This window comes from Mesorhizobium sp. C277A, from assembly GCF_040324395.1.
In the GTDB taxonomy this organism is placed as follows: Bacteria; Pseudomonadota; Alphaproteobacteria; order Rhizobiales; family Rhizobiaceae; genus Mesorhizobium.
Window position 1 is genome coordinate 4,914,987 of record NZ_JAMYVW010000002.1, and the last position, 17,457, is coordinate 4,932,443.

General features: G+C 63.3%; 17 protein-coding genes and 1 pseudogene. 8 read left to right on the forward strand and 10 right to left on the reverse strand.

The genetic code is table 11. The features are described from left to right. Positions 1–28: 28 nt before the first annotated feature. Genes NKK52_RS24205 through NKK52_RS24215 form a run of 3 tightly spaced genes read left to right on the forward strand, consistent with a single transcriptional unit; the run spans position 29 to position 1,988 of the window. Positions 29–700 carry a septation protein A gene (locus NKK52_RS24205; protein ID WP_023687683.1) on the forward strand — a complete coding sequence of 224 codons (672 nt, stop codon included), beginning with the start codon at positions 29–31 and terminating at the stop codon, positions 698–700. 60 nt (positions 701–760) lie between these two features. Further along, positions 761–1,381: a pyridoxamine 5'-phosphate oxidase family protein gene (locus NKK52_RS24210; RefSeq protein ID WP_023683854.1), complete on the forward strand. Its 621-nt coding sequence runs from the start codon at positions 761–763 to the stop codon at positions 1,379–1,381. A 58-nt stretch (positions 1,382–1,439) separates the two neighbouring features. After that, positions 1,440–1,988, forward strand: a complete 549-nt coding sequence (locus NKK52_RS24215) for an NADPH-dependent FMN reductase (RefSeq protein WP_023683853.1) — start codon at positions 1,440–1,442, stop codon at positions 1,986–1,988. Between the two features lie 83 nt (positions 1,989–2,071). On the opposite strand, the gene NKK52_RS24220 is transcribed toward NKK52_RS24215, so the two are convergent. Together NKK52_RS24220 and NKK52_RS24225 are read right to left on the reverse strand one after the other, a co-directional pair. Next, entirely contained in the window at positions 2,072–2,278 is a 207-nt protein-coding gene (locus NKK52_RS24220; protein ID WP_023683852.1) for a tautomerase family protein, read from the reverse strand. A gap of 165 nt (positions 2,279–2,443) precedes the next feature. Further along, on the reverse strand, positions 2,444–3,364 hold the full coding sequence (locus tag NKK52_RS24225; RefSeq protein ID WP_023671738.1) for an SMP-30/gluconolactonase/LRE family protein: 921 nt from the start codon (positions 3,362–3,364) through the stop codon (positions 2,444–2,446). 286 nt (positions 3,365–3,650) lie between these two features. On the opposite strand from NKK52_RS24225, the gene NKK52_RS24230 reads away from it, so the two are divergent. Continuing rightward, on the forward strand, positions 3,651–3,818 hold the full coding sequence (locus NKK52_RS24230; RefSeq protein ID WP_023683851.1) for a hypothetical protein: 168 nt from the start codon (positions 3,651–3,653) through the stop codon (positions 3,816–3,818). A 184-nt stretch (positions 3,819–4,002) separates the two neighbouring features. Here NKK52_RS24230 and NKK52_RS24235 read toward each other — a convergent pair whose 3' ends face one another. The 4 genes from NKK52_RS24235 to ccmA form a co-directional block, all read right to left on the reverse strand. Beyond that, positions 4,003–4,584: a DsbE family thiol:disulfide interchange protein gene (locus NKK52_RS24235; protein ID WP_023683850.1), complete on the reverse strand. Its 582-nt coding sequence runs from the start codon at positions 4,582–4,584 to the stop codon at positions 4,003–4,005. Beyond that, positions 4,581–4,784: a heme exporter protein CcmD gene (gene ccmD, locus NKK52_RS24240; protein WP_023683849.1), complete on the reverse strand. Its 204-nt coding sequence runs from the start codon at positions 4,782–4,784 to the stop codon at positions 4,581–4,583. The genes NKK52_RS24235 and ccmD overlap by 4 nt, the downstream gene beginning before the upstream one ends. A 122-nt stretch (positions 4,785–4,906) precedes the next feature. Next, entirely contained in the window at positions 4,907–5,572 is a 666-nt protein-coding gene (gene ccmB, locus NKK52_RS24245; RefSeq protein WP_023683848.1) for a heme exporter protein CcmB, read from the reverse strand. Between the two features lie 228 nt (positions 5,573–5,800). Continuing rightward, entirely contained in the window at positions 5,801–6,409 is a 609-nt protein-coding gene (gene ccmA, locus NKK52_RS24250; RefSeq protein WP_023683847.1) for a heme ABC exporter ATP-binding protein CcmA, read from the reverse strand. Between the two features lie 285 nt (positions 6,410–6,694). Here ccmA and acnA point away from each other — a divergent pair, with 285 nt between their 5' ends. From acnA to NKK52_RS24265, 3 genes are all read left to right on the forward strand, one after another. Then, a complete protein-coding gene (gene acnA / locus NKK52_RS24255; protein ID WP_023687676.1) occupies positions 6,695–9,385 on the forward strand; it encodes an aconitate hydratase AcnA in 2,691 nt (896 codons plus the stop codon). A 358-nt stretch (positions 9,386–9,743) separates the two neighbouring features. Then, on the forward strand, positions 9,744–10,523 hold the full coding sequence (locus NKK52_RS24260) for a DUF1223 domain-containing protein (protein WP_023683845.1): 780 nt from the start codon (positions 9,744–9,746) through the stop codon (positions 10,521–10,523). Positions 10,524–11,106: 583 nt separating this feature from the next. After that, complete coding sequence (locus NKK52_RS24265) at positions 11,107–11,493, forward strand: DUF2794 domain-containing protein (protein ID WP_023683844.1); 387 nt, start codon at positions 11,107–11,109, stop codon at positions 11,491–11,493. A 116-nt stretch (positions 11,494–11,609) separates the two neighbouring features. Here the strand turns inward: NKK52_RS24265 and NKK52_RS24270 are convergent. The 4 genes and pseudogenes from NKK52_RS24270 to NKK52_RS24285 form a co-directional block, all read right to left on the reverse strand. Continuing rightward, positions 11,610–12,190 (reverse strand): annotated as a pseudogene (locus NKK52_RS24270) (GNAT family N-acetyltransferase). Between the two features lie 117 nt (positions 12,191–12,307). After that, complete coding sequence (locus tag NKK52_RS24275; RefSeq protein WP_023671726.1) at positions 12,308–13,048, reverse strand: Bax inhibitor-1/YccA family protein; 741 nt, start codon at positions 13,046–13,048, stop codon at positions 12,308–12,310. Between the two features lie 239 nt (positions 13,049–13,287). Continuing rightward, positions 13,288–15,837 carry an ABC transporter permease gene (locus NKK52_RS24280; protein WP_352630022.1) on the reverse strand — a complete coding sequence of 850 codons (2,550 nt, stop codon included), beginning with the start codon at positions 15,835–15,837 and terminating at the stop codon, positions 13,288–13,290. Further along, on the reverse strand, positions 15,837–16,538 hold the full coding sequence (locus tag NKK52_RS24285) for an ABC transporter ATP-binding protein (RefSeq protein WP_023683841.1): 702 nt from the start codon (positions 16,536–16,538) through the stop codon (positions 15,837–15,839). Before NKK52_RS24285 ends, NKK52_RS24280 begins: the two co-directional genes overlap by 1 nt. An 86-nt stretch (positions 16,539–16,624) precedes the next feature. Between NKK52_RS24285 and NKK52_RS24290 the strand changes: the two genes are divergently transcribed. Further along, the gene (locus NKK52_RS24290) at positions 16,625–17,287 is read left to right on the forward strand and encodes an arylesterase (RefSeq protein WP_023683840.1); all 663 of its coding nucleotides are present in this window, start codon (positions 16,625–16,627) and stop codon (positions 17,285–17,287) included. The last annotated feature ends 170 nt before the right edge of the window (positions 17,288–17,457 follow it).

Below are 17,457 nucleotides of genomic sequence, written 5' to 3' on the forward strand. Positions count from 1 at the left end.
GGACAAGATCATGCGTCAGAAGGAAGTCATGAACCCACCCATCCTCGAACGCGACCCGTCCGACCCGCGAAAGAAGAAAGAAAGCGTCAATCCGCTGCTCAAGCTGGTGCTGGAACTCGGGCCGCTGATGGTGTTCTTCTTCGCCAATGCACGCGGCGCCTGGCTGGTGCAGAAATTTCCTGTCCTGGCCGAATTCGGCGGGCCGATCTTCGTCGCCACCGGCCTGTTCATGGCGGCGACCGCGATCGCGCTGATCGCCTCCTGGCTGCTGCTGCGCACCTTGCCGATCATGCCGATGGTCTCGGGCGTCGTCGTCTTCATCTTCGGCGCGCTGACGCTCTATCTGCAGGACGACGTGTTCATCAAGATGAAGCCGACCATCGTCAACACCCTGTTCGGCGGCGTGCTGCTCGGCGGTCTGTATTTCGGCCGATCGCTGCTCGGCTATGTCTTCGATTCGGCCTTTCGCCTCGATGCCGAAGGCTGGCGCAAGCTGACTTTCCGCTGGGGCCTGTTCTTCCTGTTCCTGGCTCTTGCCAATGAAGTGGTGTGGCGGAATTTTTCCACCGACTTCTGGGTTACCTTCAAGGTCTGGGGCATCATGCCGATCACCCTGTTGTTCACCTTCAGCCAGATGCCGCTGATCCTGCACCATTCGATCGAGGATAAGGCCGAGAAGGTGGAAGAAGCCGGCAAGTAGAGCAATTCCAGGAAAAGTGTGAAGCCGTCCGGAATTGCGTCAGAATAAACGGAGACGGCCATGGAATTCGTCACCACGCGCGATGAACTGAGGACGATCTACAAGACGCCGCGGCCGACCGACACCTCGATGCGCAAGGAACTCAGGGCGCTCGACGGCCACTGCCGCTCTTTCATCGGCAAGAGCCCTTTCGTGCTGATCGGTTCTTCCGACGGCGCCGGCAATGCCGACGTGACGCCGAAAGGCGACAGGCCCGGCTTTGCCCTTGTCCTCGACGACAGGACCATCGCCATTCCCGACCGGCCCGGCAACAACCGGCTGGACACGCTGGAAAACATCCTGCTCAACCCTTCGGTCGGGCTGCTTTTTCTCATCCCCGGCATGAACGAGACGCTGCGCATCAATGGCGACGCCCGCATAACCGTCGATGCCGGTTTGCGCGAGCGCCTCACCGTCGACGGCAAGCAACCGCAAAGCGTCGTCGTGGTGAGCGTCAAGGCCGCTTACATGCACTGCGCCAAGGCCTTCATGCGCTCCGAATTGTGGAAGCCGGACAGCTGGCACGACCGCGCGACGTTGCCGACGCTCGGTCAGATCCTGTCCGATCAGATGGCGCATGCCGAAACTGCCGACGATTTCGACCGCTCGCTGGACGAGGCCTACAGCAAGACCCTGTGGTAAATTTCGCGTACGATTCGCCATTGCAGTCCTTTGCCGGTTTCCCTAGCCCTGTTTCCCCGTGATCGAACTCCTCGCCATCTCCGGCAGCCTGCGCGCCGCCTCGACCAATTCGGCGCTGCTGGCGGCGCTGTCCGCGAACGCGCCTTCGGATTGCCGCGTAACTGTCTATGACGGGCTCGGCCTGCTGCCGATCTTCAACCCGGATGACGAAGGCGAGCGCACACCGGCCGAGGCCATGCGGCTGATCGAGGCCGTCACCAGCGCCGATGGCATCATCGTCTCCTGCCCCGAATATGCCCATGGCGTGCCCGGCGGCATGAAAAACGCTCTCGACTGGCTGGTCTCGCGCGACGCCGCAGTCGGCAAGCCCGCCATGCTGGCCCACGCCTCCGCGCGCTCGCTCTATGCCCGCGCCGCGCTGGCCGAGATCATGCGCACCATGTCGTTCGCGCTTTGTGAGAATGCGGTTCTGGAGATTGCCTTGCTCGGCAAGAAACCGCCGGAGATAGAAGCGATCCTGGGAGAGGACGAGAACCTGCGGGCCATGCGCGAAGCGGTGCAGGTTTTCGCGAGTTTTATACGCGCAAACGTTGCCTCGTCATCCTAGGGCGGAGCAAGGAGCGAAGCGACGCGGCGCAGACCCTAGGATGACGAACGAAAGGGTGCGGCGCACCCCAACGTGCCGCAGTGCTACCCCTTCCGCAACGTCTCGACATCGGTCACACCGACATACCAGTCGCGCGCGTTGACCTCTTCGAACACCACCCAGACGTCGTCATTGCTAAGCCCGGTGGCGTCCATGATGGCCGCCGTGACCTTTTTGGCAATGTCGGCCTTCTTGCCAGCGGGATCAGCGGCGATCACTTCCTTGACGATGCGGATGTTGACGAATGGCATGATGTCCTCCCCTTGAATTGTGTCTGATACCGCCGCCGCTGGGCGGCTTCGAAATCCGCTCCGGCGAACCGCTTGGCGGTGGTTCCGGCGGCCGCAGCGCAACAGGCGCCGCCGGCAGGCGCAGAAACGCCATCAAGGGCCGCCAGAGAAGCGTTTGCAGCAGCCTCAATACGTCTTCGCCCCGTTCACCATCAGCCGCACCATGTAGAGCGACGTGGTGCCGGCGATGTAGAGGCAGTTCAGCTTGTTGCCGCCGAACACGCAATTGGCGGTCACTTCCGGCACCTTGACCTTGCCGATCAGCGTGCCGTCGGGATCGTAGCAATGGATGCCGTCGGCGGCACTGGTCCAGATGCGGCCGGCCTCGTCGAGCCGGAAGCCGTCGAACAGGCCGGCCGTGCAGTCGGCGAACACCTTGCCGCCCGAGACCTTCTTGCCGTGCTTGCCGACGTTGAAGACCCGCATATGCGCGGGGTTCTGCGCGCCATGCGTGCGGCCGGTGTCGACGACATAGAGCTGGCTTTCATCCAGTGAAAAGGCAAGCCCGTTCGGCCGGACCATGTCGGTGATGACGGCCTCGACCTCGCCCGTATCCGGATCGACCCGGTAGACATTGCAAGCGCCGATCTCGCTTTCGGCCTTGTCGCCCTCATAGTCGGTGTCGATGCCGTAGCTCGGATCGGTGAACCAGATCGAGCCGTCGGATTTCACGACCGCGTCATTGGGCGAATTCAGCCGCTTGCCTTTCCATTCGGCCGCGATGGTGGTGACGGAACCGTCATGCTCGGTGCGGCTGACGCGGCGGCCGGAATGCTCGCACGTCACCAGTCGGCCCTGGCGGTCGACGGTGTTGCCGTTGGAATTGCCGGAGGGCTGACGGAAGACGCTCACATTGCCGTCGGTCTCGTCATAGCGCAGCATGCGGTTGTTGGGGATGTCGGACCAGACGACATAGCGGCCGGCGGCGAACCAGGCCGGCCCTTCCGCCCACTGACATCCGGTAAACAGCTTTTCCACCTGGGCGTTGCCGTTGAACAGCCGCGCGAAACGCGGATCCAGAATTTCGTAATAGTCTGCGGTCGCCATGCATTTCCTCCGGGCATCACGTGACGCGCGGATCAAGCCAGCCTGCGGGCGCGATGGCAAGGTGGCGCAGGCGCAATTTGTAAGACAAAAGGTGCCCGGCCGGCATGGCCCGCCAGCCTGTCCGGCCGTTTATGGTGCTGTAGCGCTGTATTAACCCGCTATGCGCCCTGTGCAATGGTGCATTGCAACATCTTCTTTTTGCATCGCACCATTCCTATGTCATGGTGCGAACGACCAAGGGAGGAACAAATTCACCGCTGATATGCGGCACGAAAGGACCCTTGCTATGGCTTTTGACAACCTCTTCTCCCGCGCGCGCTCCTCGATGGCCAAGCGCCGCCACTACAACCGCCTCGTCGCGGAAATCGAAAACCTAACGAGCCGCGATCTGGCCGACCTGCGCGCCGACCGCTCGGAAATGCTCTACCAGATCCACAGGCAGATCTACGGCTGAGCATTTCAGACGTCAGCGGGGCACCGCCCCCTCACCCGGATTGCCAAACCGAATTGCATGAGCAATTCGGGCAATTCGACCTCTCCCCCCGGGAGAGGAGCTAGCCTGTGCCGATGCTTCCCTCTTCTCCCCACGGGGAGAAGGTGGCCGCGTAGCGGCTCGATGAGGGGGCATGGCGCCAACGTCAGCCCGGTGCCGCGAGCGCCTTTTCAATCTGCGGCAACAGAACATCCCTCGCCGACTCCCCTGTCAGCGGCCCGACATGCTTGTAGGCAATCTTGCCGTCCTTGCCGATGACGAAGGTTTCCGGCACGCCGTAGACGCCCCAGTCGATGGCCGTGCGGCCGGCCTCGTCGACACCTATCGCCTGGAACGGATTGCCGAGATCACCAAGGAACCGGCGCGCGTTTTGCGCTTGGTCCTTGTAGTTTAGCGCGGCCATGACGAAGCGCTTGTCCTGCGACAGCTGCAAGAGCACCGGATGCTCTTCCCGGCACGGCGCGCACCACGATGCAAAGACGTTGACCAGCGTTACCTTGCCGGCGAAGGCTTTCGAATCCAGCCCGGGCAGGTTTGACCCTTCCAGCGCCGGCAGGTTGGTCTGCGGCGCCGGCAGGCCGATCAGCGCCGACGGCACTGCCGCCTCATCGCGTCCCGACAAAAGCTGCGACAGGAACAATCCGGCGAGGCCGAGAAAAACCAGCAGCGGCAACAGCACGACCAGGCGGCGGCGCGGCGACGCCGGCGTTTCGCTTTCCGTGCTCATGGCTTGCTGGCCCCAGTGCTGGCCCCAGTGCTGGCCCCAGTACCGGCTTTGTCCGAGCGACGCCGCACGCCGGCCGCTTCGAGGTCTGCCAGTTCGCGCTTGCGGGTCCGCTGGTCGAGCAGGATCCAGCCGATCAGCCCGGCCAGCACGATCACCGTGATGCCATAGGCGGCCGCGACATAGAGTGCGTGTGCACTCATGCGCTTCGCTCCCCTTCCACCGTCACTTCGTCGTGCTCGATCATGGCCTTCCCATAGCTTTGCGGCTTTCTTAGCTTTGCGGCTGGGGCTTCGCAATTGATCGTCGCGCCGCAGCGGTCATATCAATCCGTTCCATGCCGCAGCGCCAGTGCTGCCGCCACCGGACCCAGCACGGCAAGAAACAGCGTCAGCGCGGCAAGAATGAGGAAGGGCTGCAGGAACGGATCAGGATCGGCCACCGCGCCGTAGCTCGCCGACACCCCGAAGATCAGCACCGGGATCGTCAGCGGCAGCACCAGCACCGAGATCAGCAGCCCGCCACGCGGCAGCGCCACCGCCACCGCCGCCCCGACCGCGCCGATGAAAGTGATCGCCGGCGTGCCGGCCAGCAGCGTGAGCGCGGTGGCGCCGATGCTGAGCGGCTCCATGTTCATGAACAGGCTCAGCAGAGGTGCCGCAACAACCAGCGGCAGAACGCTGCCCGCCCAATGCGCCAGGCACTTCACCAGCACCGTCAACGCCAGCATGTGGCGGTCATTGCCCAGCACCAGAAGATCGAGCGACCCGTCTTCGCGATCGGCCTGAAACAGCCGGTCGAGGCCGAGCAGGCAGGCGAGCAGAGCGCCGATCCAAAGGATCGCCGGACCGATGCGGGCGAGCAGCTTCAGGTCCGGTCCGACACCGAAGGGGATGGTGGCGATGACGGCGAGGAAGAAGATGACGCCGGTGAGCGCTCCGCCGCCGGCGCGGATTGAGAGACGGACGTCGCGCAGGAAGAGGGCTAGCATTGCCAAGCCGCGCCTGCGGTTTGATCGCCATCTTGCCGAAGGTGGCGTTCCTTCACACCCCCCTCTGTCCTCCCGGACATCTCCCCCGCAAGGGGGGAGATTGGCAGCTCCACTGCTGACGCCTCTTTTTCAATGCCGGTGATTGGCGAAAGCCGGCATGACATCTGATCTCCCCCCTGCGGGGGAGATGCCCGGCAGGGCAGAGGGGGGTGGGCGGGAATGCCGGCATCACCCTGTTGCTCCCATCCTCAATGCCTGTGCTCCATCCAATCCCAGCGGCAGGTGCGTCGCCGCGACAATAATCCCGCCCTCCGCGCAATGCCTCGTCATCAGCCCCGCAAACCGCGCATCCGAAGCCTTGTCCAGCCCGGCCGTCGGCTCATCCAGCAGCCACAGCGGCTTATGACTGACCAGCAATTTCGCAATTGCCGCGCGCCGCCTTTGCCCGGTCGACAGATAGCCGAAAGGCAGGTGGCCGATGCCGCCGAGACCAACCGTCTCCAGCGCCTCTTCGACACCCGACTGCCCATCGCCGTTGAAATCGCGCCAGAAGCGCAGATTCTCCGCCACGCTGAGCGCCGTCTTCATTGCATTGAGGTGGCCGAGATAGTGGACCGCCGAAGCGATCGTCGGAAACGTCTCGCCGCCGCCCTCGATGCGCACGTCGCCTTGCGCCTTCGGCAGCAGCCCGGCGATGACCCTGAGCAGCGTCGATTTGCCCGAACCGTTCGGCCCGGTGACGACCAGCACCTGGCCCTTGTCGAGCGCAAAACCGATGCCGGAAAAGACCGTCTCGCCGCCGCGTTCGCCGCCCAGATTTTCGGCAATCAGCCGCATGCCTGCCCGTCCCGAAAACTTTACCGCGCGATAGCTGCCGCATCGCACAAATTTGCTCCGCAACTGTCTAGAACTATTCCAGAAAATTCTCTATATGCGGGACATCCGTGCCAGCGGTCGGCACGGGAACAGAATTTGCGCCGAACCAGCGCACGCGCCGCCTTGAACGGCTCGGGTTGGCTGGGAACGGACAGCGGAAATGGCCGTACCCGCACCTTTGCGCGTGATTGCATGCCCATCGGCGTCCGTTCCCTTTCAGGCTGAACAGACAAGGACGGACCGCACGTGTCAAAATCCCTCGACAGTTTCAATTGCCGCCGCACCCTCACCGTGGGTGGCGCGGACTATGTCTATTACAATCTGGTCGAGGCCGAGAGGAACGGCCTCACCGGCATTGCCCATCTGCCTTATTCGATGAAGGTGCTGCTGGAAAACCTTTTGCGCAATGAAGACGGCCGCTCCGTCACCAAGGACTCTATCCAGGCTGTGGCCGGCTGGCTGACGGACAAGGGCACCGCCGGCGTCGAGATCGCCTATCGCCCGGCGCGTGTCCTGATGCAGGATTTCACCGGCGTCCCGGCGGTGGTCGACCTTGCCGCCATGCGCGACGGCCTCAAGGCGCTCGGCGGGGATCCGCAGAAGATCAATCCGCTGGTGCCGGTCGACCTCGTCATCGACCACTCCGTCATCGTCGACGAATTCGGCACGCCACTGGCCTTTGCCAGGAATGTCGAGCTCGAATATGAGCGCAACGAAGAGCGCTATAAATTCCTGAAATGGGGCCAGCAGGCGTTCCGCAATTTTCGCGTCGTGCCGCCCGGCACCGGCATCTGCCATCAGGTCAACCTCGAATATCTCGGTCAGGTCGTCTGGACCAACACGGAAGACGGCGAAACGACCGCCTATCCCGACACCTGCGTCGGCACCGATTCGCACACCACCATGATCAATGGCCTTGGCGTGCTCGGCTGGGGCGTCGGCGGTATCGAGGCCGAGGCGGCGATGCTCGGCCAGCCGGTTTCCATGCTGTTGCCCGAAGTCATCGGCTTCCGCCTTACCGGCAAACTCAGGGAAGGCATCACCGCCACTGACCTGGTGCTGACCGTCACCCAGATGCTGCGCAAGAAGGGCGTCGTCGGCAAGTTCGTCGAGTTCTTCGGCCCGGGCCTGTCCAACATGACGCTGGCCGACCGCGCCACCATCGGCAACATGGCGCCCGAATATGGCGCCACCTGCGGCTTCTTCCCGGTCGACGGCGAGACCATCCGCTACCTCACAATGTCGGGCCGCGAGGAAAGCCGCATCGCCCTGGTCGAGGCCTATTCCAAGGCGCAAGGCATGTGGCGTGACGCCGGCTCGGCCGACCCTGTCTTCACTGACCTGCTCGAACTCGAGCTCGACAGCGTCGTGCCGTCGATGGCAGGTCCCAAGCGCCCCGAAGGCCGCGTTCCGCTCGAAGGCATTCCGGCCGGCTTCGCCAAGGCGATGGAGACCGAGTACAAGAAGGCTGCCGAAATCCACAAGCGCTATGCCGTCGAAGGCACCGACCATGATCTCGGCCATGGCGATGTCGTCATTGCCGCCATCACGTCCTGCACCAACACCTCCAACCCGAGCGTGCTGATCGGCGCCGGCCTCTTGGCGCGCAACGCCAACCGGCTCGGCCTCAAGCAGAAGCCGTGGGTGAAGACCTCGCTGGCGCCGGGCAGCCAGGTGGTCGCCGAATATCTGGAAAAGTCCGGCCTGCAGAAGGAGCTCGACCAGATCGGCTTCAACCTGGTTGGTTTCGGCTGCACCACCTGCATCGGCAATTCCGGCCCGCTGCCGGCGCCGATCTCCAAGACCATCAACGATAAGGGCCTGATCGCCGCCGCAGTGCTCTCCGGCAACCGCAACTTCGAAGGCCGTGTTTCACCTGACGTGCAGGCGAACTATCTGGCGTCGCCGCCGCTGGTGGTAGCCCATGCTTTGGCCGGCACCGTCACCAAGGACCTGACCACCGAGCCACTCGGCGAAGGCCGCGACGGCAAGCCGGTCTATCTCAGGGATATCTGGCCGAGTTCGGCCGAGATCCAGGAGTTCATCGAGAAGAACGTCACACGTGAGCTATTCGCCCGCAAATATGCCGACGTCTTCAAGGGCGACGAATACTGGCAGAACGTCAAGGCGCCGGAAGGCCAGACCTATGCCTGGGACGACAACTCGACCTATGTGCAGAACCCGCCCTATTTCGCCGGCATGACCTCCGGTTTCGGCAAGATCGGCGACATCAAGGGCGCGCGCGTGCTCGGCCTGTTCGGCGACAAGATCACCACCGATCACATCTCACCGGCGGGTTCGATCAAGGCCGCTTCCCCGGCCGGCAAATACCTCACCGACCATGGCGTCGGCGTTGCCGACTTCAACCAGTACGGCACAAGGCGCGGCAACCATGAGGTGATGATGCGCGGCACCTTCGCCAACATCCGCATCCGCAACCATATGCTGGGCGAGAACGGCCGCGAGGGCGGCTACACCATCCACTACCCGTCGAAGGAAGAGGAATCGATCTACGACGCGGCGATGAGGTACAAAAAGGAAGGCGTGCCGCTGGTCATCTTCGCCGGCGTCGAATACGGCAACGGCTCCTCCCGCGACTGGGCAGCTAAAGGAACGAATCTCCTCGGTGTCCGTGCCGTCATCGCCCAGTCCTTCGAGCGCATCCATCGCTCCAACCTGGTCGGCATGGGCGTCATCCCCTTCGTCTTCGAGGAAGGCACCTCATGGGCCTCGCTCAACCTCAAGGGTGACGAGCTGGTCGAGATCGACGGCATAAGCACCATCAAGCCACGCCAGACGATGATCGCCAAGGTGACCTATGGCGACGGCACCGTGAAGAACGTGCCGATCATCTGCCGCATCGATACGCTGGACGAACTCGACTACTTCAAGAATGGCGGCATTTTGCAATACGTGCTGCGCGATCTGGCCGCGTAGCGGCCAGGGCTTAGGCAGTAGGGATTGGGCGGTAGCGGGGAAGGACATCCCCCACTCCCTACTCCCTACTCCCTACTCCCTACTCCCAGTCTTTCCAAAGCATTGCCCGACCCGATCGAAGCCCCCGCCCTGTACGACAGGAGTAAAAACCGGCTGGGCTCAGCAAGATCTGCCCCACGCTCCTGATGCCATGCTCCCGATCGAACCGGGCGGTGAAGTGCTCCCCCTGTGATGGCCATACCCATGGTTGCGGCAGCAAAAATTTCACCGCAACGTGACTTCCCGTTGACTGTCGCTTCTGCCACAAATCTGGGCAACCAGAACAAGGCCGGCGTCACCGGCGGGAATCGGAACGATCATGGCACCTCGACACCCTCTGCGGCTTGCGGCTTTTGCGCTGGCCTTCTCGGCGCTTGCCGGGACCGGGTTCGCCGAGGAATCGGGAACGACCCAGACCGACAAACCGCAGATTGACAGGCCCTTGGGCGTGGTCGAGCTGTTCACCAGCCAGGGCTGCAATTCCTGCCCGCCGGCGGACGCGTTCTTTGCCGAGCTGGCGGCCAAGGACAACGTCGTCGCGCTCGCCTACCACGTCAATTACTGGGACTATCTCGGCTGGCAGGACACGCTGAGCAGCAAGGACAATACTGACCGGCAATATGACTATATGCGCGCCTTCGGCACCCGCTCCGTCTACACGCCGCAAGCCGTCATCAATGGTCGCAGCCATGTCAACGGCGCCAGCCGCAAGGAGGTCGACGGCGCGCTTGCCCGCATGGAGAAATCCGGTGAAGGCATGCGGGTCAGCGTCAAGGTCAGCCGCACCAGCGATCGCGTCATGATCGATGCCGGCGACGCCGGTAGCGGCCCCAGCGACGCCCATGTCGTCATCGTCTATTTCGAACCACCGCAGACGGTGACCATCGCCAAGGGCGAGAACACCGGCCGCAGCATGACCTACTGGAACGCCGTCACCGGCATCCAGACCGCCGGCATGTGGCACGGCAAGGCGCAGCGCTACGAATTGCCGATGACGGAGATCGCCAAGAAAGGCGGCTGCGCCGTGCTGCTGCAGTCGGTCGGCAAGGACGGCCTGCCGGGCCCTATTCTGGGCGCTGCGTTTATTCACAAGCCTTAAGAGGCCCCCTCATCCGGCCGTTCTCGGCCACCTTCTCCCCGAGGGGAGAAGGGGCTGAATCAGCGCTGGCGCGAACTCCTCTCCGCTCGGGGGAGGTCGGATTGGCCCGAATTGCTGTTGCAATTCGGCTGGCAATCCGGGTGAGGGGATGCGCCCGCAAACTGGGCACCGCAGCCTCCGGCAAATTCTTCAAGCAGCCAAAAACAAAAAAACCGACGTCAGCTTGCTTCTGACGTCGGTCATTTAGGTTTTGGGATCGTCGCACCCGGTCTCTCCCTGAGGAAAGTCCGAGGTTGGTTCGATCCGACGCAGACCCGTGGGCGGGGGGCTTGGGGTTTACGAGCCGGTGCCGGACCGAACCGTCTCAGGCAACGCCGGTAAATTCGTCGGACATTGGGGCATGAGCGCGGATAAAAAAAGGCGGAAATGTGGCGAGGCATCACCAATTCAAACACCGCGTTTTATAAAAGTGACTGGACGTTGCGAAAACAGCGCAGACCCGGGATGGTTAGCCGGGCCTTGCAATTCCACGGCGAACACGCCAACTTCTGCAAGCGAGATTCATTTTCAAAGGGATCGCGGGATGACCGATCGCAGCGGTGGGACGGAGGATGGGGACGCATCCGCAATATTGATCCCGCTGCACGAGGCGCGACGCGAACGCCTCGACCAGCCGGTCCGTTTCGACCGGCGTGAACTCGACGAGATCCTGAGGCTGTACGGACGCATGGTCGCCGCCAACGAATGGCGCGACTATGCCATCGATCATCTGTCTGATCGGGCTGTGTTTTCAGTCTTCCGCCGGGCCAGCGAAGTGCCGCTGTTCCAGATCGTCAAGGATCCGAAACTGGCGCGCCGGCAAGGCGCCTTCGCCGTCATCGCCGCCGGCGGCCGAATCCTCAAGCGCGGCCAGGAACTCGGTCGCGTGCTCAACGTCTTCGATGCTAAGCTGAAGATTGTCCAGGCCTAATTGAGAATTGGGGAATTGAAGAACTGAAGAATTGAAAAAAGAGGATGTAACGGTCGAAATACCGCCGGGTTTGTTCTCAGCTATTCAAATCCTCAATTCTTCAGTTCTTCAACTCCTCAATTCCCCCTCCTCAGGCTCTCACGAAACTTCCGCTCCGGCAGCGAATGCGGATCGGGCGGAACCGTTACGCCGCCATTCAGCGACAGCTGCATGAACACCGTGTCAAGCCAGCGCCCATGCTTGTAGCCGGAGCCTTCCAGGCGACCGGAATGGCGAAAGCCGAGCTTTTCATGCAGCCGCACCGAGGCGCTGTCTGCATGGCCGTCGCCGATCACCGCGACGATCTGGCGAAAGCCCGCCATACGGCAGGCTTCAATCAGCGCCTGCATCAGCAGCAGCCCGACGCCCTGGCCCTTCGCATCAGGCGCGACATAGACGGAATCCTCTACGATGAAGCGGTAGGCCGGGCGCGGCCGGAACGCGCCGGCATAGGCGTAGCCGAGCAGCGCGCCATCTCGTTCCGCCACCAGATAGGGAAAGCCCCCGCCGTCAGGCTGTCGAAGCGCCCACCCATCTCAGTGCGGCTGGGCGGCTCGAGCTCATAGCTCGCGGTGCCATGCGTCACGGCATCGCCGTAGATCTCGGTGATTCGGCCGAGGTCGCCTTCCAAGGCCGCGCGGATGGAAATAGTGCTCATGATTTATGCAGACGATTCATCTGCCTCCATGACAGCAAAGGCCGGCACAAAAGAAAAGGGCGGCCGTTGGCCGCCCTCTTGATATCAGCTGGTCCAGTTGCCTGATGGGAAGACCGCCTAGCGGCGATCGCCCATGAACTGCAGCAGGAACATGAACAGGTTGATGAAGTCGAGATATAGCCTCAACGCGCCCATGATCGCCTTGCGGCCGGCAACGTCGGCCTGATCGCCTTCGTAGTACATTTCCTTGATGGTCTGCGTGTCATAGGCGGTGAGCCCGGCGAAGATCAGCACGCCGATCGCCGAGATGGCGAAGCCGAGCGCCGACGACTGCAGGAAGATGTTGATCAGCATGGCGATCACCAGGCCGACCACGCCCATGACCAGGAACGAGCCGAACGCCGAAAGGTCGCGCTTGGTCGTGTAGCCGTAGAGCGACAGCGCGCCGAAGGCGGCCGCCGTGGCAAAGAAGGTCTGAGTGATCGAGGCGCCGGTGTAGACCAGGAAGATGGTCGACAGCGACAGGCCGACCAGGCCCGAATAGACCCAGAAGGTGGTTTGCGCCGCGGCCACGCTCATCGACTGGATCCTGAACGACAGGAAGAAGACGGCGGCGAGCGGAGCCAGGATGACCACCCAGCGGAAGGCGCTGGCATAGATCAGCGTGCCGAAAGCGGTCAGCTGTCCGTCGCCGGTGACGGCGAGCTGGAAAGCGCCCCAGGCGGCGACGCCGGTGATGAGGAGGCCAAGCCCCATCAAATTGTAGACCTTGAGCATGTAAGTGCGCAGGCCTTGGTCGATGTCGGCGCGCGCGCCCGGCACGGCCGAAGTCTGGTAGTTGCGAATGGGCTCAGCCATTGGAATCCTCTGTTGCTTCTGCCCCGTACGGTGTCAGGCCCTTTCGGACCTGGGCGCCGCTGGCGGGGCTCCAGCATGCCTGTGGCGAAATATGATGGTTCTTGACGTCAAGAACAAGACCGTAACGGGCTGCAACGCTTGGTGAATCTCCGGAAGCCGGTTTTCTTGGGCTTCCATGACTGCACATTACCAAGATTTAATCGGAAACGGCAGATTCGGCCAACCTTGCCGTTTTGGGCCTAGAGGTCGCGCAGCACCGGCGCCGCCTTGTGCCCGAGCACCCGCCAGGTGCCGGCAAGGCCGATGCCGACCGTGATCACCAGCGCAAACACCAAGGTCGCCACTGCCACCTCCGGCATGAAATGCGACGGCAACGTCATGATGCGGGCAACGATGTACCAGGCGGCGATGCCGCCGGCAGCCAACGCAAACACCGCGGTGGCCAGGCCGATCAGCATGTATTCCAGCGAAAACGCCGCGATCAGCGTGCGCCTCGTAGCGCCCAACGTCTTCAGCACCACGGCATCGTGGATGCGGGCGCGATTTCCCGCGGCGAGCGCGCCGGCCAGCACCAGCACCGAAGCGATCATCGCCACGCCGGCCGCGGCCCGGATCGCCGTGCCGAGCTGGCCGACCAGCCGGTTGACGACGTCGAGCGCGTCCTTGACCCGAACTGTCGTCACCGCCGGGAAGGCGCGGGTGACGGCGTTGAGCAGGCGGGCATCCTCTGCTGCCGTGGCATCCTTTTCGGTCAGCGTCGCCAGCCAGCCATGGGGCGCGCCTGCAAAAGTGTTGGGCGAGAACACCATGACGAAGTTGATGCCCATCGTCTCCCATTGCACCTCTCGGAAATTGGCGATCCTGGCCGTCACATTGCGTCCGAGCACATTGACGGTGACGGTATCGCCAAGCTTCAGGCCGAGCGCCTTGCCTTCATCGTTGGAGAACGAAACCAGCGGTTCGCCGCTGTAATTCTCCGACCACCAGATGCCTTCGGTCAGTGTCGCATTGGCCGGCTGTTTGGCGTCGTAGGTCAGGCCGCGATCGCCGCGCAGCACCCAGGCGCCTTCCGATGGCACATTGGCCTTGTCGACACTAACGCCGTTCAGCGCCATCACCCGGCCGCGCAGCATCGGCACCTTGACCAGCGTTCCCTTCGGCGCCTCTTTGCCGATCAATGTCGAGAAGGCATCGACCTCGCTATTCTGGATGTCGACGAAGAAGAAATTCGGCGCCCGTTCCGGCAGACTGCCGGAGATCTGCTGCCTGAGATTGCCGTCGATCAGCGCCAGCGTCACCAAAAGCGTCAGCCCGAGCCCGAGCGACAGCACGACGGACGGCGTCAGCGCGCCGGGCCGGTGGATGTTGCCGATGGCGAGCCTGAGCGCGACCGAGCGCACACGCGGGCTTTTGCGCGCCACCCACTGCACCAGCGCACCGACCAGGCGCAACACCAGAAAGGCAAAGACCGTCGCGCCGACGAAGATCAAGGCGATGCGCCGGTCGCCGGAAAACAGGATGGCGAGCGCCGCCAAAGCGAGCGCGATGCCGACCGCCGTGGCAAGATAGGGCAGGCGTGGAAAGCCGCGGCCCTCAAAACCCATTTCGCGAAACAGCGCGGTCGCCGGCACATCGCGGGCGCGGCCGAGCGGCAACAGCGCGAAGGCAAGCGTCACCAGCAGCCCGAACAGCGCGGCAAGAGCCAGCGCACCGGGATAGAAGCCGCCTTTAGCCGGCACCGGAATGACCGACTGGAGCGCAGCGCTGGCAGCAAACGGCATGGCGGCGCCGAGGATGAGGCCAAGCGCGATGCCGAGGCCGGCGATCATCAGGATCTGCACGAGATAGACGGTGAAGACGAAGCCGCCCGAGGCGCCAAGGCTCTTGAAGGTGGCGATGACGCCGCGCTTGCCGTCGAGATAGGCGCGCACCGCATTGGCAACGCCGACGCCACCGACGACCAGCGCCGTCAGCCCGACCAGCGTCAGGAATTGCGAGAAGCGCTCGATGTTGGAGGACAGCGCCGGCGCGGCGTTCGAGCGGGTGCGGATCGACCAGCCGGCTTCGGGGAAATCGCTCGCCGCCCGATCCTGGATGGCCTTGAGATCGGCCTCGCTGGCGCCGGCCGGCAGCCGAACCTTGTAGGCATTCTCGACCAGGCTGCCTGGCTGGATCAGACCAGAGGCGGCGAGCCCTTGCATCGAAACCATCAGCCGCGGCGCGAAGCCGAAACCGTCCGACACCGCATCCGGTTCGCTCACCAGCCTGGCCCGCAATTCGAATGTCGCGCTGCCGACCTTCAGCCGGTCACCGATCTCCACATTCAGCCGGTCGAACAACAGGTCGGGCGCGGCGGCGCCAAAGACGCCTGATTTCTCGCCGAACAAATCCTCTCTGCCAAGCTGCGGCGCGGTCTCGAGCGCGCCATAGAGCGGATAGGCGTCGTCGACGGCCTTGGCCTCAACCAACGCCTGGTCGGAGCCGTCATCCAGCCGCGCCATCGAGCGCATATTGGCGCTGTGCGACACAGTGCCGAGGCGGTCGAGGAAGGTGCTTTCGGCTGGCGTCGCATCGCGCTGGTTGAGCTGGAAGCGCAAGTCGCCGCCAAGCAGCGTCTGGCCCTGGTCTGCAACGCCTGCGGTGATCGCCTGCGCCACCGAATTGACCCCGCCGATTGCAGCGACGCCGAGCGCAATGCAGGCAAGGAAGATCAGGAAACCCGACAACCCGCCGCGCATCTCGCGCAGCGAGAAGCGGAACGCGAGCTTCAGCGTCTGCGACAGTGGCATCAGGCCGGCACCTTGACCTGCGCTACCGGCGCATCCTCGATGCGGCCCGAGCGCATCGACACCTGGCGCGAGCAGCGCGCCGCAAGGGCCGGATCGTGCGTGACCAGCACCAAGGTCATGCCGCGCTCGGCCGCCTTGGCGAACAAAAGGTCGGCAACCTGCCGCCCCGTCGCCTGGTCGAGATTGCCGGTCGGCTCGTCGGCGATGAGAATGCGCGGCGACGGCGCCAGCGCGCGGGCGATCGCCACGCGCTGCTGTTCGCCGCCGGACAGCTCGCCCGGATAGTGGGTGACGCGGTCGCTCAAGCCCACCGCTGCCAGCTCGCGCGCCGCGACACCGAACGGATCGGCATGGCCGGCCAGTTCCAGCGGCACCGCGACATTTTCGAGCGCCGTCATGTTGGGAATGAGATGGAACGACTGGAAGACGATGCCGATGTTTCGGCCCCGAAACGATGCGACCTCGTCCTCGCTTTTGCCGTTCAGCAATTCGCCGGCGATCCGCACCGTCCCCGAATCGACCTGCTCCAGCCCGGCCAGCACCATCAGCAAGGTCGACTTGCCGGACCCCGAAGGGCCGACAATGCCGGTCGCCTCGCCGCGCGTCACGTCCAGGCTGACGCGTTTCAGCACATGCACTGAGGAAGCGCCTTGGCCAAGGGTCAGGGATACGTCTTTCAGCTCGATGACGGCTTCTGTCACAATTAAAGCGTCCTATATCAGGATGAAGGCTCTGCTTGCCGGAAGCCGTCGCCGGAAGAATTCCTCGGGTATATGGGGCCTGCCACATGTCTTTCAAACGCAAGATATCTTTCAAACGCTTGAATGCCGCAGGGCTCGTCCTTTTCGTCACCCTTTGCGGCGCCATTTCGTCTGTGCGCGCCGAGACGTTCACCATCGTCGGCTTCGGCGACAGCCTGATGGCCGGTTTCGGCCTCGGGCCTGGCGATGGCTTTACCGACAAATTGCAAGCTGCGCTGCGCGCCAAAGGCCATGACGTCACCGTCGCCAACGCCGGCGTTTCAGGCGACACCTCGAGCGGCGGCTTGGCGCGGCTTGACTGGTCGGTGCCGGATGGGACAAGGCTGGTTATCCTCGAACTCGGCGCCAACGACATGCTGCGCGGCGTCTCGCCCAGCACTACGGAAAAGAACCTGGACGACATGCTGGCGAAGCTGAAAGCGCGCAAGATCGCGGTGCTTTTGGCCGGCATGCGCGCCGCTCCCAATCTCGGCGCCGACTACCAGAACGCCTTCGATGCGATCTACCCAAAGCTGGCCGCGAAATACGATGTGCCGCTCTATCCGTTTTTTCTCGATGGCGTCGCCGGGCAGTCCGGCCTGCAGTTGGAGGATGGCCTGCATCCCAATCCGAAGGGCGTCGCAGCGATGGTCGAGCGCATCATGCCCGCCGTGGAGAAGGCGATTGCGGCAGTTGAGGGTGGCGGTTGAACGCCGGCCTGACGAGAATAACGCGGCGTTCGCCTCGCGCGAACTTTGAAACAAAAGACCGGGCTGCCGATGACCCGAGTCATCCATGCTGCGCTCGAAGAGCATATGCAGCATCTGGGTAATGCAAGCGCCGAGGCGGCACGGCAATAGTGCTTATTCATCGCTTGGAG

Coding starts and splice junctions, on each gene's coding strand:
- NKK52_RS24205 (WP_023687683.1), top strand. CDS start 29: ATGAACCCACCCATCCTCGAACGCGACCCGTCCGACCCGCGAAAGAAG.
- NKK52_RS24210 (WP_023683854.1), top strand. CDS start 761: ATGGAATTCGTCACCACGCGCGATGAACTGAGGACGATCTACAAGACG.
- NKK52_RS24220 (WP_023683852.1), bottom strand. CDS start 2,278: ATGCCATTCGTCAACATCCGCATCGTCAAGGAAGTGATCGCCGCTGAT.
- NKK52_RS24225 (WP_023671738.1), bottom strand. CDS start 3,364: ATGGCGACCGCAGACTATTACGAAATTCTGGATCCGCGTTTCGCGCGG.
- NKK52_RS24230 (WP_023683851.1), top strand. CDS start 3,651: ATGGCTTTTGACAACCTCTTCTCCCGCGCGCGCTCCTCGATGGCCAAG.
- NKK52_RS24235 (WP_023683850.1), bottom strand. CDS start 4,584: ATGAGCACGGAAAGCGAAACGCCGGCGTCGCCGCGCCGCCGCCTGGTC.
- ccmD (WP_023683849.1), bottom strand. CDS start 4,784: ATGAGTGCACACGCACTCTATGTCGCGGCCGCCTATGGCATCACGGTG.
- ccmB (WP_023683848.1), bottom strand. CDS start 5,572: ATGCTAGCCCTCTTCCTGCGCGACGTCCGTCTCTCAATCCGCGCCGGC.
- ccmA (WP_023683847.1), bottom strand. CDS start 6,409: ATGCGGCTGATTGCCGAAAATCTGGGCGGCGAACGCGGCGGCGAGACG.
- NKK52_RS24260 (WP_023683845.1), top strand. CDS start 9,744: ATGGCACCTCGACACCCTCTGCGGCTTGCGGCTTTTGCGCTGGCCTTC.
- NKK52_RS24265 (WP_023683844.1), top strand. CDS start 11,107: ATGACCGATCGCAGCGGTGGGACGGAGGATGGGGACGCATCCGCAATA.
- NKK52_RS24275 (WP_023671726.1), bottom strand. CDS start 13,048: ATGGCTGAGCCCATTCGCAACTACCAGACTTCGGCCGTGCCGGGCGCG.
- NKK52_RS24280 (WP_352630022.1), bottom strand. CDS start 15,837: ATGCCACTGTCGCAGACGCTGAAGCTCGCGTTCCGCTTCTCGCTGCGC.
- NKK52_RS24290 (WP_023683840.1), top strand. CDS start 16,625: ATGTCTTTCAAACGCAAGATATCTTTCAAACGCTTGAATGCCGCAGGG.